Annotated in this window: 25 protein-coding genes and 1 tRNA gene; 6 read left to right on the forward strand and 20 right to left on the reverse strand. The window is 70.1% G+C overall.

Annotated features, from left to right (window positions below; translation table 11 throughout):
- Together KSNIM_RS19930 and KSNIM_RS19935 are read left to right on the forward strand one after the other, a co-directional pair.
- On the forward strand, nt 1–1,269 hold a 1,269-nt coding region (locus tag KSNIM_RS19930; RefSeq protein ID WP_263104560.1), incomplete at its 5' end, for a S1C family serine protease.
- A gap of 60 nt (nt 1,270–1,329) precedes the next feature.
- Nucleotides 1,330–1,415: transfer RNA gene (locus KSNIM_RS19935), tRNA-Ser, on the forward strand.
- Nucleotides 1,416–1,557: 142 nt separating this feature from the next.
- Here KSNIM_RS19935 and KSNIM_RS19940 read toward each other — a convergent pair.
- The 17 genes from KSNIM_RS19940 to KSNIM_RS20020 form a co-directional block, all read right to left on the reverse strand.
- Nucleotides 1,558–2,925, reverse strand: coding sequence for a tyrosine-type recombinase/integrase (locus tag KSNIM_RS19940; RefSeq protein WP_263104561.1), 1,368 nt, complete (start codon nt 2,923–2,925; stop codon nt 1,558–1,560).
- Between the two features lie 56 nt (nt 2,926–2,981).
- Nucleotides 2,982–3,176, reverse strand: a complete 195-nt coding sequence (locus KSNIM_RS19945) for a helix-turn-helix transcriptional regulator (protein ID WP_263104562.1) — start codon at nt 3,174–3,176, stop codon at nt 2,982–2,984.
- Nucleotides 3,177–3,399: 223 nt separating this feature from the next.
- Complete coding sequence (locus KSNIM_RS19950) at nt 3,400–4,683, reverse strand: DUF3631 domain-containing protein (protein ID WP_263104563.1); 1,284 nt, start codon at nt 4,681–4,683, stop codon at nt 3,400–3,402.
- Nucleotides 4,680–5,621 (reverse strand): bifunctional DNA primase/polymerase, encoded by a 942-nt coding sequence (locus KSNIM_RS19955; protein ID WP_263104564.1) that lies wholly within the window; start codon nt 5,619–5,621, stop codon nt 4,680–4,682. The genes KSNIM_RS19950 and KSNIM_RS19955 overlap by 4 nt, the downstream gene beginning before the upstream one ends.
- Before the next feature lie 64 nt (nt 5,622–5,685).
- Complete coding sequence (locus tag KSNIM_RS19960; protein ID WP_263104565.1) at nt 5,686–6,054, reverse strand: hypothetical protein; 369 nt, start codon at nt 6,052–6,054, stop codon at nt 5,686–5,688.
- Nucleotides 6,051–6,647, reverse strand: a complete 597-nt coding sequence (locus KSNIM_RS19965; RefSeq protein ID WP_263104566.1) for a hypothetical protein — start codon at nt 6,645–6,647, stop codon at nt 6,051–6,053. The genes KSNIM_RS19960 and KSNIM_RS19965 overlap by 4 nt, the downstream gene beginning before the upstream one ends.
- A 109-nt stretch (nt 6,648–6,756) precedes the next feature.
- The gene (gene ssb, locus KSNIM_RS19970; RefSeq protein ID WP_263104567.1) at nt 6,757–7,230 is read right to left on the reverse strand and encodes a single-stranded DNA-binding protein; all 474 of its coding nucleotides are present in this window, start codon (nt 7,228–7,230) and stop codon (nt 6,757–6,759) included.
- Between the two features lie 127 nt (nt 7,231–7,357).
- Entirely contained in the window at nt 7,358–7,783 is a 426-nt protein-coding gene (locus KSNIM_RS19975) for a hypothetical protein (RefSeq protein WP_263104568.1), read from the reverse strand.
- Nucleotides 7,784–7,812: 29 nt separating this feature from the next.
- Nucleotides 7,813–8,004: a hypothetical protein gene (locus KSNIM_RS19980; RefSeq protein ID WP_263104569.1), complete on the reverse strand. Its 192-nt coding sequence runs from the start codon at nt 8,002–8,004 to the stop codon at nt 7,813–7,815.
- A gap of 197 nt (nt 8,005–8,201) precedes the next feature.
- Nucleotides 8,202–10,205 carry a plasmid transfer protein TraB gene (gene traB / locus KSNIM_RS19985; protein WP_263108030.1) on the reverse strand — a complete coding sequence of 668 codons (2,004 nt, stop codon included), beginning with the start codon at nt 10,203–10,205 and terminating at the stop codon, nt 8,202–8,204.
- A 124-nt stretch (nt 10,206–10,329) separates the two neighbouring features.
- Nucleotides 10,330–10,911, reverse strand: coding sequence for a plasmid transfer protein TraA (gene traA, locus KSNIM_RS19990; protein ID WP_263104570.1), 582 nt, complete (start codon nt 10,909–10,911; stop codon nt 10,330–10,332).
- Nucleotides 10,912–10,934: 23 nt separating this feature from the next.
- Nucleotides 10,935–11,474 (reverse strand): hypothetical protein, encoded by a 540-nt coding sequence (locus KSNIM_RS19995; RefSeq protein WP_263104571.1) that lies wholly within the window; start codon nt 11,472–11,474, stop codon nt 10,935–10,937.
- A gap of 44 nt (nt 11,475–11,518) precedes the next feature.
- The gene (locus tag KSNIM_RS20000) at nt 11,519–11,971 is read right to left on the reverse strand and encodes a hypothetical protein (protein WP_263104572.1); all 453 of its coding nucleotides are present in this window, start codon (nt 11,969–11,971) and stop codon (nt 11,519–11,521) included.
- 18 nt (nt 11,972–11,989) lie between these two features.
- Complete coding sequence (locus KSNIM_RS20005) at nt 11,990–13,027, reverse strand: hypothetical protein (RefSeq protein ID WP_263104573.1); 1,038 nt, start codon at nt 13,025–13,027, stop codon at nt 11,990–11,992.
- Nucleotides 13,024–13,182, reverse strand: a complete 159-nt coding sequence (locus KSNIM_RS20010) for a hypothetical protein (RefSeq protein ID WP_263104574.1) — start codon at nt 13,180–13,182, stop codon at nt 13,024–13,026. The genes KSNIM_RS20005 and KSNIM_RS20010 overlap by 4 nt, the downstream gene beginning before the upstream one ends.
- Complete coding sequence (locus KSNIM_RS20015; RefSeq protein ID WP_263104575.1) at nt 13,179–13,550, reverse strand: WhiB family transcriptional regulator; 372 nt, start codon at nt 13,548–13,550, stop codon at nt 13,179–13,181. Before KSNIM_RS20015 ends, KSNIM_RS20010 begins: the two co-directional genes overlap by 4 nt.
- Nucleotides 13,547–13,789, reverse strand: a complete 243-nt coding sequence (locus KSNIM_RS20020; RefSeq protein ID WP_263104576.1) for a hypothetical protein — start codon at nt 13,787–13,789, stop codon at nt 13,547–13,549. Before KSNIM_RS20020 ends, KSNIM_RS20015 begins: the two co-directional genes overlap by 4 nt.
- A gap of 775 nt (nt 13,790–14,564) precedes the next feature.
- Between KSNIM_RS20020 and KSNIM_RS20025 the strand changes: the two genes are divergently transcribed.
- Nucleotides 14,565–15,410, forward strand: a complete 846-nt coding sequence (locus KSNIM_RS20025; RefSeq protein WP_263104577.1) for a sigma factor-like helix-turn-helix DNA-binding protein — start codon at nt 14,565–14,567, stop codon at nt 15,408–15,410.
- Nucleotide 15,411: 1 nt separating this feature from the next.
- On the forward strand, nt 15,412–16,218 hold the full coding sequence (locus tag KSNIM_RS20030) for a protein phosphatase 2C domain-containing protein (protein WP_263104578.1): 807 nt from the start codon (nt 15,412–15,414) through the stop codon (nt 16,216–16,218).
- Between the two features lie 140 nt (nt 16,219–16,358).
- Here the strand turns inward: KSNIM_RS20030 and KSNIM_RS20035 are convergent, their stop codons facing one another.
- The 3 genes from KSNIM_RS20035 to KSNIM_RS20045 form a co-directional block, all read right to left on the reverse strand.
- On the reverse strand, nt 16,359–18,818 hold the full coding sequence (locus KSNIM_RS20035) for a hypothetical protein (RefSeq protein ID WP_263104579.1): 2,460 nt from the start codon (nt 18,816–18,818) through the stop codon (nt 16,359–16,361).
- A gap of 1,041 nt (nt 18,819–19,859) precedes the next feature.
- Nucleotides 19,860–20,249, reverse strand: coding sequence for a peptidase inhibitor family I36 protein (locus KSNIM_RS20040; RefSeq protein WP_263104580.1), 390 nt, complete (start codon nt 20,247–20,249; stop codon nt 19,860–19,862).
- 106 nt (nt 20,250–20,355) lie between these two features.
- Nucleotides 20,356–21,288: a hypothetical protein gene (locus tag KSNIM_RS20045; protein WP_263104581.1), complete on the reverse strand. Its 933-nt coding sequence runs from the start codon at nt 21,286–21,288 to the stop codon at nt 20,356–20,358.
- Between the two features lie 875 nt (nt 21,289–22,163).
- On the opposite strand from KSNIM_RS20045, the gene KSNIM_RS20050 reads away from it, so the two are divergent.
- Nucleotides 22,164–22,781, forward strand: coding sequence for a hypothetical protein (locus KSNIM_RS20050; RefSeq protein ID WP_263104582.1), 618 nt, complete (start codon nt 22,164–22,166; stop codon nt 22,779–22,781).
- Between the two features lie 151 nt (nt 22,782–22,932).
- Nucleotides 22,933–24,297 carry an FAD-binding oxidoreductase gene (locus KSNIM_RS20055; protein ID WP_263104583.1) on the forward strand — a complete coding sequence of 455 codons (1,365 nt, stop codon included), beginning with the start codon at nt 22,933–22,935 and terminating at the stop codon, nt 24,295–24,297.
- The last annotated feature ends 414 nt before the right edge of the window (nt 24,298–24,711 follow it).

Consider the following 24,711-nt stretch of genomic DNA (forward strand, 5'->3'; position numbering starts at 1 on the left):
ACGCCGCCCGGCGAGGCGCACCACCCGTTCGGCGCGGGCCACCCCGTCGGCGGCTGGGGCCACCCGGCGGGCGGCCCCGGCGGTACCGGCAACCCGGGCGAGCCCGGCGGCCCGGCGTACCCGTACCCGTCGGTCGGCGGCCCGGCCCCGCGCCGCAAGCGCGGCGGCCTGATCGCACTGATCGCCGCGGTCGCCCTGGTCGCGGGCGTGGCCGGCGGTGCCATCGGCGCCGCGGTCTCCGGAGACGACAGCTCGGGCGGCACCAGCCGGACGAGCACCACGGTCAGCGTCAGCGACAGCCGCAAGGTCACCGACCGCGCCCCGGACTCGGTCGCCGGCATCGCCGCCAAGGCGCTGCCCAGCACCGTCACCATCAAGGCGCAGGGCTCGCAGGAGTCCGGCACCGGCACCGGCTTCGTCTTCGACACCGAGGGCCACATCCTCACCAACAACCACGTGGTCGCCCCGGCGGCCTCGGGCGGCAAGCTCACCGTGAAGTTCTCCGACGGCTCGTCCTACACCGCCTCGGTGGTCGGCCGCGCCCAGGGGTACGACGTCGCGGTGATCAAGCTCGACAACCCGCCGAAGGACAAGCTCGTCCCGCTGCCGCTCGGCGACTCCGACAAGGTCGCGGTCGGCGACGCCACCATCGCCATCGGCGCCCCCTACGGCCTCGAGGGCACCGTCACCACCGGCATCATCAGCGCCAAGGACCGCCCGGTCGCCTCCGGCGACGAGACCAGCCAGCAGGCGTCCTACATGAACGCCCTGCAGACCGACGCGTCGATCAACCCGGGCAACTCCGGCGGCCCGCTGCTCAACGCCTCCGGCGCGGTGATCGGCATCAACTCGGCGATCCAGTCCAACACCAGCGGCAACGGCCGGGCCGGCTCCATCGGCCTCGGCTTCGCGATCCCGATCAACCAGGCCAAGTGGGTCGCCGAGACGCTGATCAAGGACGGCCAGCCGGTCTACGCCATCCTCGGCGTGCTCCGCAACGACGACTACAAGGGCGACGGCGCCCAGATCCAGACCAACGCCGTCCAGGGCACCCCGGCGGTCACCCCCGGCGGCCCCGCCGACCAGGCCGGCCTCAAGCCCGGCGACGTCATCACCAAGCTCGGCGGCATCCCGATCGACAGCGGCCCGACCCTGGTCTCCGAGATCTGGACGCACAAGCCGGGCGAGAAGGTCGACGTCGAGTACACCCGCGACGGCAAGGCCGCCAAGACCACCGTCGTCCTCGGCGAGCGCAAGGGCGACAACTGACCCCACCCTGTAAACGGAGTGCACCGAACCCGCTCCGACCCGTTAGGCTGACCTCCGCCAGGAGGGTTGCCCGAGCGGCCTAAGGGAACAGTCTTGAAAACTGTCGTGGCCTCTGGTCACCGTGGGTTCAAATCCCACACCCTCCGCGCAGGTGGGAGATAGTCCCAGCTCAGGGCGGGTGCCGACTTCGGTCGGCACCCGCCCTGAGGTGTTCCTGTCCCGGGCTGTCCCACCCGTGTACCGGGTCTGATCAGTGTGTGTGGGCCAGTTGTGGGCCAGTATCGGCCGTTATCCGGCCAGGTCGTCGCCGTTCAGGTACCGCTCGATGAGGGCGTTTGAGTGGTCCTCTCGGTCGTTGATGACCTTGGCGTAGAACCGGAGCAGGACGGCGATGCTGTGCCCGGCTCGGCGGGCCACCTCAGCCTTGTCCACGCCGGCGGCGAGCCAGCCGGAGACCGCGGTGGCGCGGCACGAGTAGGGCACCTCTGCGAATGGGCTGGCTACCTGCTCGGGGGTGAGCGCTCGTTTCCGGGCCTCCTTCCACACGGCAGCGGTCTCCTGAGTGAGGAGTCGGCCGCCTTCGGAAGCTCGGAACAGCCGGCCGTCCGGTGCGACACCGAACTCTGCGATGTGCTCCCGGAGGAGCTGGACGAGAACAGGTGGAATCGGGACCGGCCGCGTGGCCTTCCGGGCCCGCCGCTTCAAGCCGCGCTCCTCATGCGACTGCCCGTCGTCGGTCCACCGGGAGCCGACCCGCGGCGAGCTGCCGTTCAGCAGCAGAAGCCCCCACCCCGTATCGGGAAGGGTGCAGTCGCTCGCTCGCAGGTTGGTGGCTTCAGCGGGCCGCGTGGCGGCGTACAGGATGCAGCCGTAGAACGCTCGCAGGTGGCGCCCTCGCCCGGAAACCTGTGCGGCGGCCTCAACCAGTGCATGACCGACCTGCGGGTTCGGCACCCAGCGGAAGTCGATCTCGTCGTCCGTCTGGGGTGGCGTCCAGTCCACGAACTGGAGCGGGTTGGAAGGCAGCTTGCGGCGCTCCACCGCATAGTTCAGCGCATTGTTAAACACCATGCGCTTTCGGGCGATCGTGTTGTCTGCGGCAGGCTCGCCGTTCAGCAACCGAGAGAGGGCGTCCAGAGCGCGCCGGATGGTGTCGGAGTCCTCAAGTCGGCCCATCTTTACGGACTTCCGCTCCAGCCATTCGAGGGCTTCTGCGACCTCTTCGGGCTGCTCAGGCAGGTGCCTGGAGAAGTTGAACGCCCAGCAGGACAGCGCCTGGCGGAGCGTCCGCGGGTCGGGCGCGCCGCGATGATCCGTCACCAGCGCGGAGGTGACGGTGGCGAGAGCATCAGCTCGGGTTGCCCGGCTCTTGGCCGATGAGCTCGACCACTTCATCTCGGCGAACTTCACGGCGTGGTCAAACCATGTGCCTTCGGTCTGCTTGCGCAGCTCGGACACCGGAAGGCCGCTCTCCTGGTCGAACTCCTCACCGTTCTTCATGGCCGTACGCAGCTCGGCGAGTCGGCCCGTGGCCAGCGTCTTGGTGGCGTAGCTCTTGGAGTGAGGCTTCGCGCCGACCTTCCACCGCAGCTCGAACGGAAGGCGTCGGCCGGGCCGCTGGCGGATGGTGTAGAGCTTCACGTCGTACGTCAGCAAAGGGCGCTCCTATGGCGGGGCCCCGGTCGAAACCGGGGCCCTCGGTTGGCGGAAGGTCAGGCGGCGGTGGAGTGCTCCCGTGCGGTCCACCAGGCGTCGAGGTCGGACCGGCGGACACGGATCTGGCCGTTCGGGAGCTTGATGAGCTTGGGACCGTGGCCGCGGGCGGCCATTCGGTAGAAGGCAGAGCGGGACATGTCGATCTCTTCGAGGACGGCGGCGAGCTTCAGCTTCGGGTCGGGCTTGGACATATGGCGACTCCCTGGCTGGGCGACGAAGGGCTTGCCGATGGGCGGGTGTGCACGCATGAGGGAAGGAGACGGCGGCCCGCGGCCGCCGCCTCCTTCTCAGGGATCCGTAACCTCCGTAACTGCCGTAACCGTGCAGGTCAGAGGCATGATCGAAGTTACGGATCGGGTTTCGGTTACGGATAGGTGCCGTTACGGGGCCGCACTGGGCGGCGTCCGTGGCGGCTCAGGAGCGGTCTCCGCCGGCGGCGATTGCGGGCGGGGGGTCAACGGATGCACCCGTAACCGTTCCCGTATCCGTAACCGGAAACAGGGGCCTGACCTGCGCGGTTACGGCAGTTACGGCGGTTACGGATTCCTGGGAAAGAGGCGGGCAGTAGCGGACCCAGCCGTCGGTGAGGTCGGAGGCGAGGTAGCCCTTGGCCGCGACGCCGTTGAACTTCATGGTGCGGGGCTTGATGGGCTCGTTGTCGGCGGTGACGTAGTCACCGAGCATGCGGGCGAGCGCGCGGGCGTTGAGGGGCTTGCCGTCGAGGTCGGCCCAGGGCGCGTCGTCCATGGCGTTGAGCTGGTCGACCAGGACGGAGCTGGGCATGCGGTCGGCGCCGTTGAAGATCTGCCGCAGGTCGGTGAGCAGGCGGATACCGATGCTGCCCTTGTCGTTGGCCTTGGCGGCGGTGACGAGCTGGACGCAGGCGGCGCGGGCCCGGACGGGCCAGTGGCCGCCGGCGGCCTCGGCGATGGCGAGCAGGGGCTCCCACACGTCGGCGGGACGGTCGTTGATGCCCTCGGGGAATTCGGGGGTGGCGTCCTGGAGCTCGGCGCGGACGGTGTCGGCCCATACGGCGAGACGCTTGCGCAGGACGTGGCCCTCGGGGCCGTTGGTGCTCTCGCGGAACGGTTCGACCTTCTCGTTGGGTGCGCGGCGGCGCATCCGGATGATGATGGAGCGGCTCATGATTGTGTCTGGGAGGTCGCCGAGTCCGCCCATGGCGAGGGCGGCGTAGACGGGGAAACGCTGGACGGTCTGGGTGCCGCCGTCGCCGACGCAGCGCAGGACGACGCCGCTCCGCCGGTGGCCGGAGTTGATGAGTCCGCGCAGGTCCTCGTTGCCGGCGGCCTTGGGACCGAAGGTGGTGTCGACCTCGTCGAACAGCACCGTCGGGCGGGCCTCGGGGTCGGAGACGGAGCGGAACAGCGCGGCGGGGCTGACGTCGGTGGTGAGGATCGGCCGCGGGGTGACGGTCTCGATGATCTCCAGCGCCCGGGTCTTGCCGCTGCCGGGTTCCGGGGACAGGAACGCGATCCGGGGGGTGGACGGGAAGCAGTCGATGAGGTGGGTGTGGGCGTCCCACAGCACCACCGCGACGTAGGCGGCCTCGGAGGGGAAGACGTTGAAGCGGCGGTGGTGGGCCTCGACGGCGTCGAGCAGGGCGGCGCCGTCCTCGACCGCGGCGCCGTCGGGGCCGGTGCTCTGGCTCTTAAGGGTGGGGGGCTGGGGGGCGGTCATGCGGCGTCTCCCGTGGGGTTGTTGGCGATGGACCAGGTGAGGGCGCTGCGGATGGTCGCGTCGACGTCACGCGGGGGCAGGCCGGCCGCCTCGCCCGCTGCCTTAAGAGCGTCTTCGACCTCGCCGCGGCCGAGCTGGCCGTTGGCGATGAAGCGGCCCAGGGCGCGGGCGGCGCGGGTGAGGGCCCAGTTGCGGGTGCCCTCCGGGGCGGTGGCGACGTTGGCGGCCTCATTGCGCAGCGCCGCCGCCACGTACCCTCCGGAGCGGCCGGCACGGGGACGGGGCAGGGCCCGGGGCCGCGCTGCCGGTGCGGGCGGGGCGAGGAGGGTGGCCAGCCAGGCGGGGAGTGGGGCCGGTTCGGTGTCGTGCTCGATGGTGTACGGCCGGCCGCCGACCACCGAGCCGGGGGCGACGACGTAGCCGCCGGCAGCCCGGGTGTCGATCTTCCAACCGAGGCCGCGGCCCTGGTCGCCGCTGGTGTTCCGCAGGGCGAGGCCGGGCGGGGCGGCGAAGTACAGGTGCAGCCCGCCGAGCCGAGTACGGACGGTGAACGTATCGACCGGGTACGGCTGCCGGTGCTGCTCACACAGCGCGGCGAGGACGTCGGCGCCGTCCCGGACGCCAAGCGCGGCCCAGGGTTCGGGCGGGGTGTCGCCGGGGTGCTTGGGCACGTCCAGGTCGACCACCACCAACCGCGACGGGCCGGTCGCGACGCCGATGTTGTACGGCCCGTGGCCCCACGCCTGGCGGATCGCGACGGGGTCGGTGGTGGCGCGCTGTTCCCAGCGTTGGTGTCCGGTGGTGCAGGGGCCGGTGCGGGGGCAGTGGTCTTCGGCGTGCAGGGCGGGGCGCTTGCTGCCGGGCTGGAGCGGGAAGAGGTGGTGGCCGCGGTCGATGGCGGCCACGGCTGCGGCGAGCAGGGCGTTGGGTGCGGTCATCCGCGGTGGTCCTTCCAGGGGCGCCCGCCGCCGGCCTGCGCACGGGCCGGCGGCGGGCGGAGGGTCACAGGTCGAACAGGCCGTCCGGCTCGGCGGCGAGCGTGGTGGCGTGCTGGTGGCGGCGGGCGCGGGTGCGGGCGCCGTCGTGGCAGGTCGGGCACCAGGCGGCGAGGGCGCGCTTGGGCAGGGCCGCCGTGCGGTGCGGGGGCAGCAGCAGGTGCGCGGGGTCGGCGGGGGCGACGATCAGGCGGACGGTGCCGCCGCCGTGGTGCTGCTGGTAGCCGCCGTGTTCGCGCGGGCAGCGGCCGCCGTCCTTGGCGTGGGACGTGCCGCAGGCGCCGCGGCACTGGCAGCGGCCGGTCGCGGCGGCGAGCACGGCCAGCCACAGGCTGTCGGTGGTGCCGCCGAGCGGCGGCACCCGCCGCGGGGTCACCGGACGACTCCCGCGGTGAGGTCGTTGACCAGGTGGGCGTGCGCGTTCGTGTGGCCGACCAGGGCGGCGACGATCTGCTTGGCCTGCCGGGTCATCTCCGGGCCCGGCAGGGTGCCGGTCGGGGCGACCAGCAGGTTGGCGGGGACCGGGAGGAGGACGGTGGCGGTGAGGAGCAGGGCGGTGCGGTCGGCGCGGTCGGGCCGGGCGAGGGCGGTGAAGCCGGAGTGCCCGGTGGCCCACGGGTCCGGCTGCCAGTCGGCGACGATCCGGGCGGGCCAGGTGGCCAGGGTGCGGTGCCGCAGCGGCACCTCGATCCGCAGGGCCAGGCCGTCGGTGTCCTCGCCCGGGGCCACCAGGGTGATGTTGTGGAGGTCGGGGCGGAGGTGGACGTAGCCGGGGGCCATCACCGGGGCGGTGGCGATCCGCCAGACGGTCAGGGCGAAGCTGGCCGGGCTGAGCGGGTCGTCGAAGTCGTTGAGCAGGTGGGCGTTGTTGGCGAGGTAGACGCCGAAGCGGGAGCGGCCGTCGGACGCCCGGGCCGTGTCGGCCTTGTCGTCGGTGAGGGCGAGCGTGCGGATGGTGAACTCGGGCATGCTGGAGTCCTGGTTCGTCTCGTACGGACTGGATAGGCCCCGCAGCAGCCGCTCTCTGCCAAGAAACGCAGGCTGCTGCGGGGCTTTCGTGTTGCTAGGACCGGTCCTGCTAGAAGGGGGGTTCCGCGGTCGGTGCGGCGCCGGCCGCCGCCGGGGCGGTCCTCGCCGCGCCCCACGGGTCGTCGGTGACCGGCGCCGGGCCCGGTGCGCCGGTGCGCTGGGCCTTGGTGACCTTGGCGGTGGCGAACTTGAGGCTGGGTCCGATGTCGTCGAGGTCGAGGCCGAGCATGGAGCGGTTCTCGCCCTCGGGGGTCTGCCAGTTGTGCTGGACGAGTCGGCCGGTGGCGACCACGCGCATGCCCTTGGTCAGGGTGTCGGCGGCGTGCTCGGCGATCTCGCGCCAGGCGGTGGTGCGCAGGAACAGTGCGGTGCCGTCCTTCCACTGCCCGCTGGTCTTGTCCCAGGTGCGCGGGGTGGACGCGATGGTGAAGCGGGCCATCGCGATGCCCTGCGGGGTGAAGCGCAGTTCGGGGTCTTCGGTGAGGTTGCCGACGACGGTGATCGGGGTCTCTCCCACGGACACGGGGCCCTCCTACTAGGGGCGCTCGGTGGTGTCGGGAGCGGGTCTGCCCGTCCCCCGCACCGCCCGCGCGCCGGCCGCTGGTTGCGGCGGTGGCGCGGGCGGCACGGCCGGTCGGCACAGGCCGGGGTCAGCGGTTGCGGTTCGATACGTTGACCGACAGGTTCACCGCGCCACTCCGCCCGCCCCCGCCACTGCCTCCGGTGTTCTTGAGGAGCCAGACGAGGGCGAGGACGGCGGCGAGCAGGCCCAGCCCGGTCGCGGCGGCGGCCACGGCCTGGAACAGGAAGGCGAGACCGACCCCAGCGGCACCAGCGCCGATCCCTCCGGCGAGCAGCCGGGCAGGCCACACGTCCCGGCCCGTCCCAACGGGCGCGGGCAGGTAGGCGGCGGCGGGGTGGACGAGGGCCGCGGCGTACGGGGCCGGTGCGGGTACGAGGGTGGGCTGGTAGGGGACGAGCGGTGCCGTGGCGGGCGAGGTGGCGTAGTAGGGGGTGCCGTCCGGGGTGTAGAGCACCGGGGCGGCGGGCTGCACGGGGTAGGGCTGCTGGTGCACGGTGCTCTCCATCCGGGGTGGTGCGGTGGTTAGTGGAGGGTGGCGATCATGTGGGCGGCGGCGGCCAGGCCCTGGTTCACGGGGCCGGCGAGGCCGGTGGAGGCGGCGGTGAAGCCGGACAGCCAGACGGCGGTCATGGAGCCGGCGGAGACGCGCTGGGTGCGGACGAGGACGAAGGTGATGACGCCGAACAGCAGGGCGGCGGAGACGGTGACGATCACGGTTGGGCGGATCCTTCCCGGGGTGTGCGGGCCGGTGTCAGGGCGCCGGGCCGCGAGGTGTCAGGGGTTCAAGATCAGGTGTCAGGTGGGGTGTCAGACGCTGTCTGACACCCCACGCGCGCACGCGTTACCTGGGGGAATGGGCCGTTTGCTGTCTGACGGTGTCTGACACCTGCGGGGGTGTCAGACACCGTGGGTCAGGCGGTCCGGGGTCCGGGGACGATGCGGTAGCGGCCGGCCTCGTGGGTCTCGGCGAGTCGTCCGGTCAGGAGCATTTCCTTGACCTGGGTGGAGATCCACGAGCGGCTGCGGCCGATACGGTCGCAGTGGTCCATGAAGTCCTTGGGGCCGACGCTGTCGCGGCCCTCGTCCTCGAACTCGGCGAGGAGGTCGGCCATGATCTCTCGGGCCTCCGCCGGGTCGACCTTCGCCGGGCGGCGGTTGTCGGGCTGGGCGATCTCCACCACGGCGCGGACGGGCGGGAGTTCGGCCTCCGGGTCGATCCACTCGCCCTCAACGTCGAGCGCGTCGTCCTCGCCCTCCTCCTCGTCGGTGTAGAGCGGGCCGTACTCGTCCTCGTCCCGTGCCGCGTTCCCGCCCTGGATCTTGGGGAGGGGGTAGCGGGTGCGCTGGAGGAAGGCGTTTCCGACCGCACCGGCCGCGGCCTTGGCAGTGACCGGGTCGCAAGCGGCCCGCAGGTCGGCGAAGGCGGTGACGGCCCAGTCGAGGTAGTCGGCGGGGGTGAGGAACGAGCGGCCGGGGGTGGCCCAGAACGTCTCCGGGACGCCGTTGGCGACCAGGTAGGAGTAACCGGGCTTCTTGTCCTTCCACACGTGCGGCGCGGCCCCGGCGTCCAACACCTCGTCGGCGAGGGCGAACCCGGCGTCCCGCTCGTCCCGGCAGCCGTGCACCCACGAGGAGCCGAGGGAGGCGCGGGTGTCGGTGGACATCTGCGCCCCAGAGGCGCGCTGGAGGGAGACGACCAGGGAGACTCCGGCGGACCGGGCTTCCTGGGCGATGCCGGTGAACACGTCGTCGTCGGTCTCGCGGATGGTCTTGGCAGCCTCCTCGAACCAGGCGACCAGGTACGGCATGCCCGGCGAGCCGTCGGCCTGCGTCTTCGCACAGGCGGGCTCCCACTGCTTGTAGCCGTGCTTGGCCAGCCACGAGGTGCGGGCGGGGATCACTGCCTTGATGGCTTCGATCATGGCCTTGGTGGACTCCATGTCCAAGGCGGCCCAGTCGATCGCCGGAAGCAGCGGTCCGAGGGTCTGCTCGGCCTTGGCCGGGTCGGACGCCCACACGATCACGTCCCGACGGGTGATGACCTCGGCGAGGGCGGTGATGCCGGACTCGGACTTGCCCGAGCCGGTCATGCCCATCATCAGCAGGTGCATGGCGTTGCGGTGTTCGGCCGGGTCGCCGGGGAACCACAGGACCATCGCGGTGCCGTCCTCGTAGATCCCGACCACGATCGGGTCGGCGATCGAGCCGCCCGGGTGGGACGGGCCGGGGTGTTCGGTACCGGACTTGAGCAGGTCCTTGGGCACCACGGTGAGCGTGGCCCGGGACGAGTCGTCCGCGTCCGGGGTCATGCGGACCGCGTTCTTGGCAACGCGGAACGCGCCGGCGAGCTTCGGCAGGGCCTTGGCCACGTCGTCGGCGGTCAGCTCCCCGGCGGGGAGCTGGAGGTCGAAGGTGGCCTTGTTCGGCACCACGCTCGCCCCGGTGACCATCGTCTTGGCGAGACCGACCTTCTCCAGCAGCCCCTTGTCCGCACTACCGCCGCCCTCGGGGTTGACCCGCAGGAGCTGGCGGACGTTCCAGGTGGCGGCGAGGGTGGGGGCGCCGATCAGGAACAGCGACGGGAGCGGCCCGGCCGCGGGGCCTGCGAGGGCGGCGGCGGTGAACCAGGTGGTGCCCGCGGCGACGGTGACCGCGGAGTGCAGGCGGCGCTGCTGGCTGGTGGGCTTGCCCGCCCACCAGGTGGCGGCGGTCAGGCCGACGGAGGCGAGGGTGAGGCCGACCCCGGCGGCGGCGGACTGGTGCCAGTACGCGGAGGCCGGGAGGGAGAGGATGCCGACGCCGCCGGCGAGGAGCCACGGGGGCAGGTAGGGCTTGGCGCGGTGGAGCAGGTACTCGCCGACCCCGCCGGTGTGGGCGTTGGGGTCGAGCTGGAGCGGCTGAGCCGCCTGGTTCATGCCGGACACGGCGGACGACCTCCCAAGAGGACCGATGCAGGGGGATTGAGCGGGCGCGGATCGGGCCACCCGCCAGAGTTGGCGGGCGGCCCGGTGTTGGTGCGGTCGGGTGTTGGCGCGGTGGTCAGCCCCCGAAGTCGAACGAGCGGCGCGGCGGGCGGGGCCGGCCGGTGCGGTTCAGCTCGGGGTCGTACTCGCGCTGGAACGCGGCGTAGGTGCGGGCGGCGTTCGCGGCGGCGTCCTTGGCGTCGTCGGCGGCCTTCTTCAGGTGCCGGGCGACCCGGCGGGCGCGGAACTGCGAGCCGAACGGCCGCCCGTCCGCGTCCGGGACCTCCTTCAGCACGGCCTGCAGCACCTCCGCGGCCATGGCCAGCTCGAACGAGAGCTGGAGGAACGCGGCGCGGCCCTGCTCGCAGTAGTTGCGGATGTCCGCGTTGGTGAAGAACTCCGGGTCGGCCAGCGGCGAGTGCGTCCGCCCACCGCCGGTCCGGCCACCGCTGGCGCCGTGCTCGCGCGGGCCGGCGCCGATGCCGCCTGCCCCGGGGCCGCGGCGCGGGACCTCGTGGTCGCCGCCGGGGCCCTGGGGGCCGCCCTTGTAGTGGAAGTGGTACTCCCGCGAGGGCCGCTCGCGGCCGGTGCGGTCACCGTCGGCACGGCCCTGGCCCTGGTTGTTGTTGCGGCGGGGCGGAGGGAGGAAGTCGGTCATGTGCGTTGTCTCCTCACGACTGGTCAGGGCTGGATCGGGGTGGCGGCGGTGGTCTTGCGGCGGCGCCACCAGGTGGCCTGAGCTGCGGTGGTGCCGGCGAGCCAGAGCAGGGCCAGCGGCCAGTTCGCCGGCCCGGTGAGGCAGGCCGTGGCCGACCAGGCCAGCGCCGCGGATGCGACGATGACGGGTCGGGTGAGGGCGCGGGTGCGGCGGCGGACGGCGGAGCGCGGGTGCCAGCGGCGGGCCGCCGCCCACCCCGCGGGCACCAGCACCGCCGGGACGGCGAGGGCGATACCCGCGGCGGGCGCGGCGGCCGACAGGACGGCGGTGGTGGTGAAGAGGCCACCCGCCGCCCACACGGGTGCCCAGTCGATGCGGCGCTGCCACAGCAGGCGGCCGGTGGCGAGGGTGAGTTGCCCGACCAGGGACGGCTGGCGCGGCACGACGACCACGAGCGGCTGGGTGCCGCGGCCGAGGTCGATCACGTGCGCGGCCGGGCCGCCGCGGCGCCGGCCGCGTTGGGTCGGGACGGTGAGCTTGGTGGTGCGGATGCGCGAACCCACGGGGGTCCTCCGATCACATCAGCAGGGCTGGAAGGTGGCGCCGTTCACGCGGAGGCGATGAGGGCGGCGGCGGTCTCGAAGGTGTGGTGCCAGGACTGGTCGAGCAGGTAGGCGCCGTTCAGGCCGTGGTCCGCGAGGCGCACGAAGGGGCCGCTGCCGGTGGCGTCGGCGATCCGGCGCAGGGGCTCGCGCCGGTCGGCGACGTAGTGCGTGCCGGCCGAGAGGGCGAGGGCGGCGGCCACGTGGCCGGGCCGCAGCCGCATCCCGAGCACCCGGGTGCCGAGCAGCAGCGCGGCGGCCTGGGCGGCGGTGTAGGTGGCGACGTGGGCGGCGCAGGCGCGGCGGCCGGCCGCGCTGGACTGTCCAGGGGTGTGGTCGTGCTGGCCCTTCGTTTGGGCCTGGTGGTCGGTCTGGATCCAGTGGTCCGCGAGGTCGGCGGAGGAGCGGAGCAGGGCGTAGGCGGCGGCGAATCGCGCCGCGCGGGCGGTGGTCGACACGGGTGAACTCCCGAGAGGTCAGGTGGCCGGGGTGAGTCGGCCGTGCTGGGCGTCGAGGCGCTTGTAGACGCGGCCGACGTAGGACGGGGCGCGGGTGGCCTTAAGGGCGGCGGCCCGCTGGCTCGTTCCGCGGCGCCAGCACTCCTCGATCACGGCGGCGGCGTCCTCCTCGGACAGCCGCTCCGTGGTCGGGTCGGGCTTGGCGGCGGCGTCCTCGTCGTCGGTGGGCGGCGCGGTGTCCACAGCCTGTGGATTGCCGCCCACCGGGCCCACACCGGTGGGCACCTCGATGCCCACCAGCGCTGCGACGGCCGGACCGGACGGCGCCGAATCGCCTTCGGCGAGGGGCGGCCGGGTGGCCTCTTCCTGCGCGGTGGGCACCGCGACTCGGGCGGTGGGTGCCGGGTGGGCGGTCACCGCGACCACCGGCCCGAGCGGGACGACGACCGGGTGTGCCGGAAGCGCGGGAACGGAGCGCTCCGGGCCCCGGAGCGCCGCCGTCACGGCCGGGGTGAGCGATGTGGTGGGCAGGGTGGGCGCCGGGTCGTAGAGCGGTCCGGCGGTGTCCTCGTCGGGCCACTCGGGCTCGACGGGGACGGCCGTCTCGGAGCGTCGGGTGAGGGCGGCGAGGGCTCGACGGTAGGCCGGCCCGGCCTCCGCGACGAGCAGCAGCAACAGGGGCGGGATCAGGTGGACGATGACGCCGACCAGGTCTTTTGCCAGGGCAGCAGCGCCGATGTTGAGCCAGACCGTGGCCAGACCGGTTACCCACCGAAAGACGGCCGGCCAGCGGCCGCCGGACACGCCGTAGCGGGCCAGCGTGCTGTCCGACTGGAGGGACAGGATGAAGCAGCCGTCGGTGGAAACCGCCATCACCGGGCCGGTCCCCCAGCCCGGTGAGTGCGCGTCGATGAACGGTGCCGCGGTGGACATGCTCACCGCGACCACCGACCCGGTCAGCAGCCACGTGAACGTCGTGATCACCCGCCCGGTCCGCCGGACCTGGGCCGCGGTGGGCACCTCCGCACCCGCCCGGTGGGCGGGGTGGGCGCTCACCGCTCACCCCGTGTGCCCACCGCCGCGGCGGCGCGGTCCCGGTCGTGCTCAGCGGACAGCCGGGCGGAGTGGCGCTCGATGCGCTGGGCGAGCCGGTTAGCGCGTTCCCGGACTCGGCGCAGGGCCTCGTCCGCGTTGAAGTCGCTGTCCATCACGCCACCACCGTCCTTGCGCGCTGGGCGCGCTTGGCCAGGGCTGCGGCGAGGCGGGCGCGCTGGGCGGAGTTGAGGCCGCCGAAGATGCCGTGCCGCTCGCGGCGGGCGATTGCCGCGTCCAGGCAGGCCGCGCGCACCGGGCAGGTGCCGCAGATCTGCTTGGCGCGGAGCTCGGCGAACGCGGCGCCGTCGGGGTCGGTGTCGTGGTCGGGGAAGAACAGATCCGGATCGACGCCGAGGCACGCGGCGCCGGGCAGGTTGCCCGTCGTCGGCGCCACCACCACGACCGGCGCGGGGCCGGTCGGTCGGGCGGTCAGGTGCGGGCGGGAAGTGCCGCGGATGCCGCGGCGCACGAAGCGAGCCATCATGCCGCCGCCTTCCAGGCCAGGGCCCGGCGGCGCTCCGCGGTGCGCATCAGCGCCTTCGCGTAGCGGGCCGGCTCCGGGGCCAGGTCGCGCAGCACGTCCCGGGCCACGTCGAGGCGGACCGCCGAGTCGGCAGGCGTCTCGTCGGTGGCGCCGGTAAACAGCTCCACGTCGATGCCGAAGGCCAGCTCGGCGAACTCGGAGGCCGTGACGGCCTCCTGGCCTGCAACAATCAATCGCACGGGTCTACCTCGTTCCAGTGTTGGGAGGTGGGCCCGAGGGCCGCCGCGCCTACCTTGGCCGGGAGCGCGGCGGCCCGACTCGGGCCCTGGCCGCTCGCCAGATCACGAGCGGCGGTGCCCCGATCCGCCGCAGACGCGAGCTGGACCGGGGGCGAAGATCAGAGGGTTGTGCGCGGGCTTCACCGGCTGCCGTTGCCCCGGCCGGCCGGTCCCGAGCCCGAAATCGGGTGCGCCGGTGTCACTGCTCCGGCGCCAACAGGCGGCGCACCCCCGGAGACCGGGCGTGCTGCGTGGCTCGCTGCCGCTGCGACATCACCCGGTCGCCACGGGGGCGGTCTGTCTCATCCCGCCACGTGCCTTGAGACCCCGCTGGTCCACTCGGCTCGCCATCCAGCCGTACGAATCGGCCTGGTCAGCGCGTCGTCCGTCCCCACACCCGCCGAAGCGGGTGGCATGCCACTGCGTAGGGGGAGGGCCTTGACCACGGCGGTTCACCATCGACCCGAAGACCTAGATGCCTGCCGCGACCGCCGCCCTCGCGTCGGTCTCGCACGATCACTGTTCAGTTCTCAAGCAACAAGCACGACCTTCAGGGGGCTGTCACCCCACCCCTCCGGGCGCTGACGTGCAGCTCAAGGCAAGCCAAGAAGAGCCAGGCGATTGCCTAGGGGGACTATCCCTGTGCTGCGATACCCAAGGTAGGCAGATGGTTCCTTGGCGTCAAGCCCCCCTCGCTGTAGCCTTGCTATGCCCCCTAAGCAGAGATGAGATCAACGTGCACGAGGAGCTTGAGCGGGTCGCGGGTATCACTCCGCCCGTCAACCGAGCCAAGGCTGCGATTGACCTGATGGCGGATTACCAAGGCCGGGTAGTCGAGCTGTCGCGGATCCGCAGGGAAGCCATCGAGGAAGCTTCGGCCGCAGGCATGACTCAAGCCGAGATCGCCGCGCTCCTGGGGGTGAGCCGCGGCAGGGTCGGTCAACTCGCCGCCGCGGGCCCACCCCCCGAGCGCGCGTTCTTCGGCGTCGGGCCGGTCACCATCCCAGTGGCGGGTAAGTACGAGGCCAGCAAGACTCCGGACCAGAACCCGAGCGAGGTTGTCACCCGGGAAGACCTCAAGAACTTCGAGCATCTGCGGAAGCTCATGGCCGGCATGAAGCTCGAAGCCGACTACGAGGTGATCCCTCCCACCGGCATCGTCAACCTCAACCGCGAACACCTGGTAGTCATCTGCGGTCCTCGCCTGTCGCCGATCATCGCCCAGGTACTCGAAGGTGACGACTTCCTCCGCTTCCGCAAGGACACGGCCTGGCACCTGGTAGACCTGAAGACCGACACCGAGTACAGGTCCCCGCTGGACAAGGACGGCACGGCTGGTGACGTCGGGTACCTCGCCCGCCTCCCGCGGCTCGACGGGAAGGGCACGTTCCTCTACATCGCCGGCATCCACGCAATCGGCGCCAACGGCGTCGTGCACTATCTGGAGAATCACTTGGCCGACCTGTATCGCGAGGTCAAGACACGGCGGTTCTCCACCCTGATCTCGTGCCGATACGACCCCGACACTCTGGATGTACTGGAGAGCACCCGCGTGACTCCGATCTACCGGCACGAGGCCTGACATGCGAGTCGCACTCGCCACAGAGCCCGGCGGCACCGGGCCCAATGAGGACTGGGTCGCAGCCACGCCGACCATCGCCGTGGTGCTCGACGGGTTGAGCACGGCAGGGCTGGATACGGGGTGCGAGCACGGCGTCCCCTGGTACGTGGCCCATCTCGGCGGACACATCGTCGCCGAGGTAATGGCACCGGAGAGATCGCTCGCTGAAGGGCTGGCGCGTGCGCTCGACCAGGTCGCTCAGCTACACCCGCAGTGCGACCTGAAGAACCCAGGTACCCCCTCCGCCACGGTCTCGATCCTGCGAGAAGAGCCGAACCAGTACAGCCACCTGATCCTCGCTGATTCCCCAGTGGTCTACGAGAGCTCGGATGGCTACACCGTCCACACAGATCTCCGCGTGGATTTGGTGGTACCGGAACTCCGGGCGGAGACAGAACGCCATGCGACTGGTTCTCCCGAGCACCTCGCCAGCGTGCGACGCATGATTACGGCTCAGAGGCTTACTCGCAACACCGTGGGTGGCTACTGGGTCGCGGCCGGCGGGCCAGAAGCCGCCGAACATGCTGTGACCGGCTCCACGCCACGGGATGGGATGCGCTCTGCCGCCGTCATGTCAGACGGCGTGTCGCGGCTGGTAACCGAGTACGGCATGGCGACATGGGGCGATGCATTCGATCTGCTCCGCGCTGGCGGACCTGCCCGCCTGATCAGCGCGGTCCGAGAAGTTGAAGCCACAGATCCGAACGGGCAGCGATGGCCGCGCTACAAGGCTGGCGACGATGCGGCGGTCGCCTACTGCCTTCTCTGACAGGGTGCTCCCTCGGGCACGGGTAGGCCTTGGCCTGGCAGCATGCGGCTGTCAGGCCAAGCAGCACCCGAAGGAGCTGAGGCGTCAGGCCGGCCGTGGAACGCTTGAGGGCAGCAGTCGGCCGGGCTTGCGATTAGGAGTCAGATTCTCTCCGCCGCAAGGAAATCTTCCACTCGCCTTAGGTAAATATCGGCCAGCCCTTCAATTTCTCGCAAAGATTCTACGAGCCTTTCGGAGTCTCCGAGAGGCAAGATAGGTCCACTTACTGCCATCCTGCGGCAATATGCGAGATAATGCTCCGGACAGGCCACCTCCATAAACTTGGCGACTGTATGTCCTGCCGCGCCAGAGATTCCGGGATCGTATTCCAGTGAAAATCTTGCAGAAAGCCTCTCGGCCGCGTCTAGCAATCCGGCTTCTTGGAAGGACTGAATAATTTCTAGTGGCGCATATGAGCTGTCCACCACTAGGTCCTCCACCGCGACGGCAGCCTTTTGCAAGAGATCAAATGCCAGGCGCGTTAGCTCCGCACTCTTCAAATTCTCGGTCAGCGGGCTCAGCTTCAAGAGGTCTCGCACGTCGACCTCGCTCGCCCGAGCCTCGATTCTCCGCAGTATGTCTTGAGAGAATCTGCTATCTGCTTGCCTCATCGCGGCTGCGAGGAACGCCAGGTCTCCGATACTCCTTTCCTTGCTTGCGGAAAATTTACGTGCAATAACAATGCTTGAATCGCGCGCCTGTTTGCTGTTCGCGTGAGCTAGGGTCTCAATGAGAAATAGTGTGTTACTGGAGTCATCCGAGTCGCTATCAACCCATTCTTCCGCCAGTTGTGCGGAGAACTCTGAGACGGCATGAGAAAAGTCGAAATCTTCGAGAACATCCAGGATTACTGCACATTCAAAGGATGGGCCGGTATTTAGGGATGATATATTCTTGCTAATCTCTTCAGCTAGCTCTCCTACCCATTCCTCATGGTGGGCGACTTCCTGGAGTTGAGTAATCATGAACCCGACCTCCTCAGGATTTGAGAAGTCGAGGTCGTCCATTGCCTGCCTCAGTAATTGGCGCGCCATTTTCGGGTCCACACTTGGATTCCTGAGCAGGCTCGCAATTGCTACAGGGTCGCCGCACTCCGCTCGGGGTTCCCAGAGTTTTGCTGCTAGCGCGTCTTTGCCGCGGTCTTCAGCAGCCCAAATAATGTAATATGAGAGGTCGGGGCCGTCATCCAGTTTCCCTACCGCACGCCAATAGCTTTCTGGGGCTGGAGACTTCTTGCGTTCTTGCTGGGCATGCTGAATTAGATAGTCAGCCAGCTTGTATGTATATTCGCCGGCATGCTCCTTCCGCGATCTCAGGCGCGCGAGGGGGGATGTGGCGCCCTTGAGCTGCTGACCTAGCAGATCAGTAGCGTCAGCGAACCATGCCTCGCCTGCGGCGCCCCACTCCTCGTCTGTCAGGTATCCGGGCGCAGCGCTCCGCAGGAATTCTGGAGCTACAGTGCTCGATCCGCTCATTGCCGACCAGTCCATGGCTGCGCTAAGAACTGCCCATGCGTTCGGAGAGATGTCCCGAGAGTCCTTAAAGAATTCGAGTAGTGCGGGACCGGCCGCAAGGTACTGGGTTATTCTTCCGCCCGAAAGATCCGCTGCAATCCTTATCCGGCCGTCCAGGCGTGCTTGCTCTTCTAGCGTAGAAGCAGGAAAGTCTGGAGTGATGTCAACTCTGTGCGCCACTCCAGAAAGTAGGGCCCGAGCCTGCCCGTAGTGATCTTCTATTGACGGACTCGGCGCCATTATTTTTCGCCAATAAATAGGCCACATGGTTCCAATGAAGAGCGTTTCCGAGCTTCCAGATAGTGCTACTCGAAGAGAGGCGGCAGCTCGTTCCCCTAGCCCAGTTGGAGTAAGATAATCTTGAAGCTCATTGAGCCAGATTACCGTTTTTCCTAGATTCCCTCCGCCTTCCAGGTAGGAAATAAGAGCCTCCGCCTTACTTGGTGCGAGAGGATGGTAAAAGTTCCACCCTGAAGGCAATTTCTTAAGTGCCTCATATGCAGCTCTTGTCTTCCCCGTGGATGACCCGCCAACAAGAACGATGAGTTGTGTTTTTTGGCTGAGCACAGCGGATTGGAGGGTGGCGTCATGTGTGCGCGGAATATAGGCAGGAAGGCCGGCCGGGGCCCCAGCAACCACAATTGGCTTGTGAACCTCTAGGGCGTAGGGGTTTTCCAGGGCTGCACTGAGTGGAATTCTAGAAAGTGTCGAGTTTGCACTACTATGCTTTTCACGCTTCTCGGATTGGGCCGCTCTCCTGAGGCGCTCAAAATGTGCCGACTTTCCAGCTCTGTAAGATCTTGTCGATAGGGTCTCGCTGGAATCGTTCCAGGACTCCAATGCCTGCACCAAGAGTGTTAACTCTTGCTGGCGAGCAGGCACTGACTTTCCGTTGAGCCATTCGCTGATCGAAGAAGTATTGAGCCGTTGTGACGAAGTCGCCGTTACGGCCCTACGTGCGACGGCACTCAGTGGCGGCTTGCCTGCGGCTGCATAGAGGCTTCCCAGCTCCTCTGCCAACCGCTCGATGGCGCTCCTGGAGTCCACGGCCCTCTCCTTGCCGCCGTCTGTCCGGCATCCGTCCGGCGTCCGTCTCCGGATAGTCCTGTTGAGGCTCTGAGCTGCGGTTTTGCGTCTCACGGCTCCGCAGTCCCTCTGCGTACCTCCACAGTCTGGCTCAGCGCAGATCAGTTGCGCAGAAGTACAGAGAACCTGGAGGTCGTTTTGAGTGTGCTTGGGCAGATGCCGGCTTCGGCCGTCGCGTTGCTCTTCATCCTGACGTTCATCGGCGTCATCGTGATCGTGGGAGTAGTCCTTCCCGCCGTGTGGTCGCGCCGTGCGTACAGGCGTAACGCCGCCCGGGCTGTCCTCGGCATGCTTGTGCAGGCTTTGCCGAGGCGACGCTGGGGCGGTGTAGAAGCGAGTGCGGAAGCTGAACGAACGCCCATTACGGTGAGTGAGGCGCCATAGGGTGCGATGTGCCCCGCGCACGGGGACCGGCATGACCTGGCTTGGGCGCCAGGGGTAGGGCGTGAGCCAGTCGTGGGCCAGACAACCGGACCGAAGGCGCCGGAGAAGCATTGACACACCTCAAAGGCTGTCTCGGGTGAGCCAGTGCGTCTGGCCTTGAAAACTGTCGTGGCCTCTGGTCACCGTGGGTTCAAATCCCACACCCTCCGCGTGTGAGGTACTGAAGTACCGGCTCAGGGCGGGTGCCGACGTCAGTCGGCACCCGCCCTCTGCGTTTCGTCCCGGACTGTCCCGCTCGGACACCACTCCTGTCAGGGCGTGTGGAACACCCGTGGATTGGCGTAGAAGCGGCGCGGGACGGCGACGCTGTGGCCCGACACGCGCGGTCGCACCGTCGGAACGACACTACGCCGACCGACCTCCACCACCTCGGCCGCACTGGGAGCCGAACTGCTGCGCGGAGTCGTCGTCGATCTGGGAACCCGGTCGATGCACCGGCCCGGCGCGTACACGTAGACCGGTCCGGCGTAGGTGCCGTAGTAGCCGCCGTCCTCGGCCGAAGCCCGGCGCCGGTACGCCGGAACGCGTACCGGCGACCGGTGGTTAGGTGGGTGAGGCTCAGCAGTCGCGGGCGAACATCACCGAGGCGTTCTCGTTGTACGTGTTGACCAGGTTCGCGGCATTGCGGTAGTTGAACACGTCGACCGGGCCGCTGTAGTTCGAGTGGTAGAACACCGTGACCGTCGTGCACACGTTGGAGACAGCCGATGCGGCGTTGTTCTTGACGTGCTGGCCCCGGCCATTGCCGGGGCTGGTGAAGGTGTACCCGGCGAGGTCGGGAATGTCTTTCTGCACCGCCAAGTGGGAGCCCTGCTCGTTCGAGTTGTAGAAGAGGCAGAAGTTGCCGTCCGGGCAGTCGCGGACGGCGGCCTGCGCGGAGGTGGCGAGGGTGGGGACGAGCAGGGCAGCGCCCAGGGCTGCTGCGGCAAGCTTGAGGGTGCGCTTCATTTCTTTGATCCTCTCTTCATGGGACGTTCCAGGCGTGTGCAATCCCCTCGGCGTACCTGGGGAAGGGCGGGCGCGCCCGGACGTGAAAAAGTGTCAGCCCACTACTTCACTGATCGCGCAGCACGGCGTCGGCCTTGGCGAGTTGCTCGGTCTTCGCCGCGAGCACCGCCGTGAATTCGGCTTGTTGCCGTGCGATCAATTCCTTCTGCAGGGATGCCTCGACCGCGAACCAGGTGTCGATCAGATCCACTTGCTGCTTGCAGATCACGTCAGCCGCCGCCACCTGGAGCTCCAGCGGTGTGGGTGAGTCCCCCAGGAAGCGCCGGTCGCCGATGGCATCCATCGGATTGGGGTAGGAGTAACCCCTGGTCTTCATGCAGCCGGACCATGCCTCGAATGCCTGCGTGACCTGCGCCACCGACATGCTGGCCTTGAAAGTCTGGAAGTTGGCCTGCTGGGCCACGCTGCTCGGGCCCAGGTCCCCCGAACCGGCCAGGCCGCGCTTCGCCTCGTCGTAGCACCCGCCCGGTGGTACCGGTACGCCGTTGACCTGCAGGTTCGTTTCGTCCGCACCGGTCTTCCCCGGGAGGTGCCCGGTGAGCACCTGCTGCTGCTCGGCGGAGAACTGCGGCGGGCGGACCGGGTGGGTGCGCGGGTCGCGGTCGCCGAGGTGGTAGCCGTTTACCGCCGCCTCGGCCGGGTCCGTCAGGCCGTACCGGCGGTCCATGAACGTGCGCGGTCCGGTCGGCGGGTCGGCGGGACTGATGGCGTAGTCGAGACCGAACCGCTGCATGCACGCCTTGCGCAGCACGGCTCCCGCCCTGGTCAGCTTCGCTGTCTCCGCCTCGGAGAAGAGATACGGCTCGATCGGAAGGTGCAGATCAGCACTGGCCGGCAGTGCGGACGGAGACTGCGCGGTCGGCCTCGCCTCCGCGGCCGGCTGACCGGATGACGAACAACCGGCCAGGGCAAGGCACATGAGCCCGGCCAGCCCGGCCAGCCCTACCCGCACACCTCTGCCGGTCGATCGCTGATGCACGGCGGAACTCATACGCCGACAGCCCCGGTCGCGGTCCCCGTCGGACCCGTGGCCACGTGCTTGCACATCTTCCGCATCTCGTCCTGCGTCCTCTTCCGGTCGTGGGCAGTAGGCCACCGGGTGAGCCCTCGCCCTGGACGCCATCGTGGTGCGCGGAGGTATCGCGGCGGTCTCGTGCCCGGGATACCCGGCGACGCCGGCCGGGAGCCTCGGCGCCCGGGTCGGTCCTACCGGGCGAGCCGGACCACCGCGTGGCACCTGAACCAAGGACAAGCGCCGGCGCACGGTACCGATGGCTCTCGGCGTAGCGGCACTCCGAAGACCAGGACGCCGCCGACACCCCCCACCGACCGGCCGACCGCACCCGCCCGGCCATCGACGGAGCTGCCGGCTCGGACGGGGCTTGGCAAGGCGCGGCGTCGAGCTGAACAGCCCTCCCTCACCAAGTGCCGAGCTTGGTGCATCACCGGGGCTTTGAGCCGCGGGCCATTGTCGCGAGGAATGACATCCATGATTGGGGTCTCTCCCGCGGAGAGCCCTCCAAGGGCGCTCGGTGGTGTCGGGAGCGGGTCTGTCCATCCCCCTTGGCGCCAGCAGCCCCGACGACCCCGCCACCGGACTCACCGCGACCGAACGCGATCGGCAACGAGGCGTCTGGACTGCCGCGAGACATTGATGCCTCGCGACTGTCGCCGGAGCGTCGATCCCGACTGCTTGCGGGGCTGACGGGTCGCCAGGGCCGGGTCGGAGGCTGGCGGACCCCGTTCGGGTCTCCCGCGTTGCCCGGAGCGGGCCGGCGCCGTCCGATGGAGGTGTGCCGTGCCCGTACCCGGTGCCGCGCAGGGTGCCGGGCCGACGACAGGAAGACCGCTGCCATGTACGTCCGCACCCTCTACGCCACCGGTGACCCCGCCCTCATCGACGAGGCGCTCGACGCACTGCGCGCCGAGGCCCTCGGCCTGCTCACCGGCCAGCCCGGCTACCGCGGCTACGGCCTGTTCGCCGACCGGACGGTCGGGAAGATCGCCATGGGGTCCTGGTGGGAGAGCGAGCAGGCCCAGCGCGACAGCGACGAGGCGCTGAAGGCCCGCCGCGCCGCCCTGCTGGCACCGTTCGCGGGCACCGTCGCCGTCGACGTGTGGGAGGCCGCCGTCTTCAGCCCGCCGTCCCCGGCCTCGCCCGGCGCCGGATTCCGGATGGTGCGCGCGGACATCGACCCGGCCCGGATCGACGCCCTGGTCGAGCGGTTCCGCGGGACGCTGCTGCCCGGGATGGGGCAGATCGACGGCTTCGTCTCCGGCACCCTGCTGGTGAACCGGGCGGAGGGCCGCGCCTCGGTCGGCACGATCTTCCGGGACAGCGCCGCCCTGGCGGCCTCGCGCGGACCGCAGGCCGCCCTGCGGGCCAAGAACGCGCCGGCGGCCGGGGTCACCGTCCGCAGCCTGGAGGAGTTCGAGGTGATCATCCTCGACCGGCCCGCCGACCACGGCTGACCCCGTCCGCTCCACCGATCGGCACCCCTGACCGTCCGTCAGGGGTGCCGATCGGTGTTTGCGCACCGTCCTTGCCGTGCCCGCCCGACGGGGGCAGAGTCGACGGGGGCGGGGTGCAGAGCGGACGGATGCGCGAGAGGCGGAGGCTGCCGTGAGTGATCTGGTCGACCGGTTGGTGTCGGGGCTCCCGGAGACGGCGGTCGCCGTCGATCCGGACGTGGTCGCCTCGTACGCCCACGACATGGCCGGGTTCTGCGAGGCCGGGGCGCCGGCCGTGGTGGTCTTCCCGGAGACCGTCGAGCAGGTGCAGCACGTGCTCCGCACGGCCACCGAGCTGCGGGTGCCGGTGGTGCCGCAGGGTGCCCGCACCGGCCTGTCCGGCGGGGCGAACGCGGTGGACGGCTGCATCGTGCTGTCGATGGTGAAGATGAACCGGATCCTGGAGATCGACCCGGTCAACCGGCTCGCCGTCGTCGAGCCGGGCGTGGTGAACGCCGAGCTCTCGCGGGCCGCCGCCGGCCACGGCCTCGCCTACCCGCCGGACCCGTCCAGCTGGGAGTCCTGCACCATCGGCGGCAACATCGGCACCGGCGCGGGCGGCCTGTGCTGTGTGAAGTACGGCGTCACCGCCGAGTACGTGCTCGGGCTCGACGTGGTGCTGGCGGACGGCCGGCTGTTGAGCACCGGCCGGCGGACGGCCAAGGGTGTCGCCGGGTACGACCTGACCCGGCTGCTGGTCGGCTCCGAGGGCACCCTCGGCGTGGTGGTGCGCGCGGTGGTCGCCCTGCGGCCGACCCCCGCCCCGCAGCTCGCCCTGGCGGCGGAGTTCCCCAGCACCGGGTCGGCGAGCGCCGCCGTCTGCGCGGTGATGGCGGAGGGCCACGTGCCCTCGCTGATGGAGCTGATGGACGCGACGACCGTCCGGGCGGTCAACGCGATGGCCCGGATGGGGCTGCCGGAGTCGACCAGGGCGCTGCTGCTGGTCGCCTTCGACGGCCCCGCCAAGGAGGCCGAGCTGGCCGAGGTGGCCCGGCTGTGCCGGGAGGCCGGCGCGAGCGAGGTCGTGCCCGCCGAGGACCAGGCCGAGTCGGACATGCTGCTGGAGGCCCGCCGGCTCTCGCTGCCCGCGATGGAGCGGCTCGGCACCACGATGATCGACGACGTGGCGGTGCCGCGCTCCCGGCTGGGCGACATGCTGGACGGCGTCGCCGCGATCGCCGAGCGCCACCGGCTGACCATCGGCGTGGTCAGTCACGCCGGGGACGGCAACACCCACCCGGTGGTCATCTTCGACTCCTCCGACCCGGGGGAGACCGCCCGCGCCCGGGCCTCCTTCGACGAGATCATGGCGCTCGGGCTGGACCTCGGCGGCACGGTCACGGGCGAGCACGGGATCGGCCTGCTCAAGCGGGAGTGGCTGGCCCGCGAGCTCGGCCCGGTCGGGCTGGAGCTCCAGCGGCAGATCAAGGCGGTCTTCGACCCGCTCGGCATCCTCAACCCGGGCAAGGCGCTCTGAAGGCACCGCAGCAGGCGGGGGCGTGCAGGTGGTGGTACGCGCCCCCGGCGGACGGGCTGCGCGCGCCAGCGCTGCGGCCGCCCGGCTCGACATCACGCTAAAGGGCGAAAAGGGTACGTCGAGCTATGCCTTTGTCGACTTGTTGCGGGATTCTTCTCTCCGGCGAGCCCCGCCGACGAACCAGGCCACGGAGGACATGCATGGAGAGCTTCACCGCGCCGCAGCACCGGACCTGCGCACCGGCGGCCACCGCGGACTGAGCCGGTCCTCCCGGACGGCCCGACCAAACGGCCGCACCACCCGCCGGCGGGGGCGCCGAGCGGAGGAGCGGCCCCAGGCCGGCCGGGGCACGTCGAACACCAGGGCACGGAAAGGGTCTCCGCAGCCCGGCGGGCGGGCGGTGCCGACCACGGC

This window comes from Kitasatospora sp. DSM 101779 (assembly GCF_025655475.1).
Taxonomy (GTDB): domain Bacteria; phylum Actinomycetota; class Actinomycetes; order Streptomycetales; family Streptomycetaceae; genus Kitasatospora.

Coding starts and splice junctions, on each gene's coding strand:
- KSNIM_RS20030 (WP_263104578.1), top strand. CDS start 15,412: ATGCGAGTCGCACTCGCCACAGAGCCCGGCGGCACCGGGCCCAATGAG.
- KSNIM_RS20040 (WP_263104580.1), bottom strand. CDS start 20,249: ATGAAGCGCACCCTCAAGCTTGCCGCAGCAGCCCTGGGCGCTGCCCTG.
- KSNIM_RS19965 (WP_263104566.1), bottom strand. CDS start 6,647: ATGCCCGAGTTCACCATCCGCACGCTCGCCCTCACCGACGACAAGGCC.
- KSNIM_RS19955 (WP_263104564.1), bottom strand. CDS start 5,621: ATGACCGCACCCAACGCCCTGCTCGCCGCAGCCGTGGCCGCCATCGAC.
- KSNIM_RS19945 (WP_263104562.1), bottom strand. CDS start 3,176: ATGTCCAAGCCCGACCCGAAGCTGAAGCTCGCCGCCGTCCTCGAAGAG.
- KSNIM_RS20015 (WP_263104575.1), bottom strand. CDS start 13,550: ATGATGGCTCGCTTCGTGCGCCGCGGCATCCGCGGCACTTCCCGCCCG.
- KSNIM_RS19950 (WP_263104563.1), bottom strand. CDS start 4,683: ATGACCGCCCCCCAGCCCCCCACCCTTAAGAGCCAGAGCACCGGCCCC.
- traA (WP_263104570.1), bottom strand. CDS start 10,911: ATGACCGACTTCCTCCCTCCGCCCCGCCGCAACAACAACCAGGGCCAG.
- traB (WP_263108030.1), bottom strand. CDS start 10,205: ATGAACCAGGCGGCTCAGCCGCTCCAGCTCGACCCCAACGCCCACACC.
- KSNIM_RS20050 (WP_263104582.1), top strand. CDS start 22,164: ATGTACGTCCGCACCCTCTACGCCACCGGTGACCCCGCCCTCATCGAC.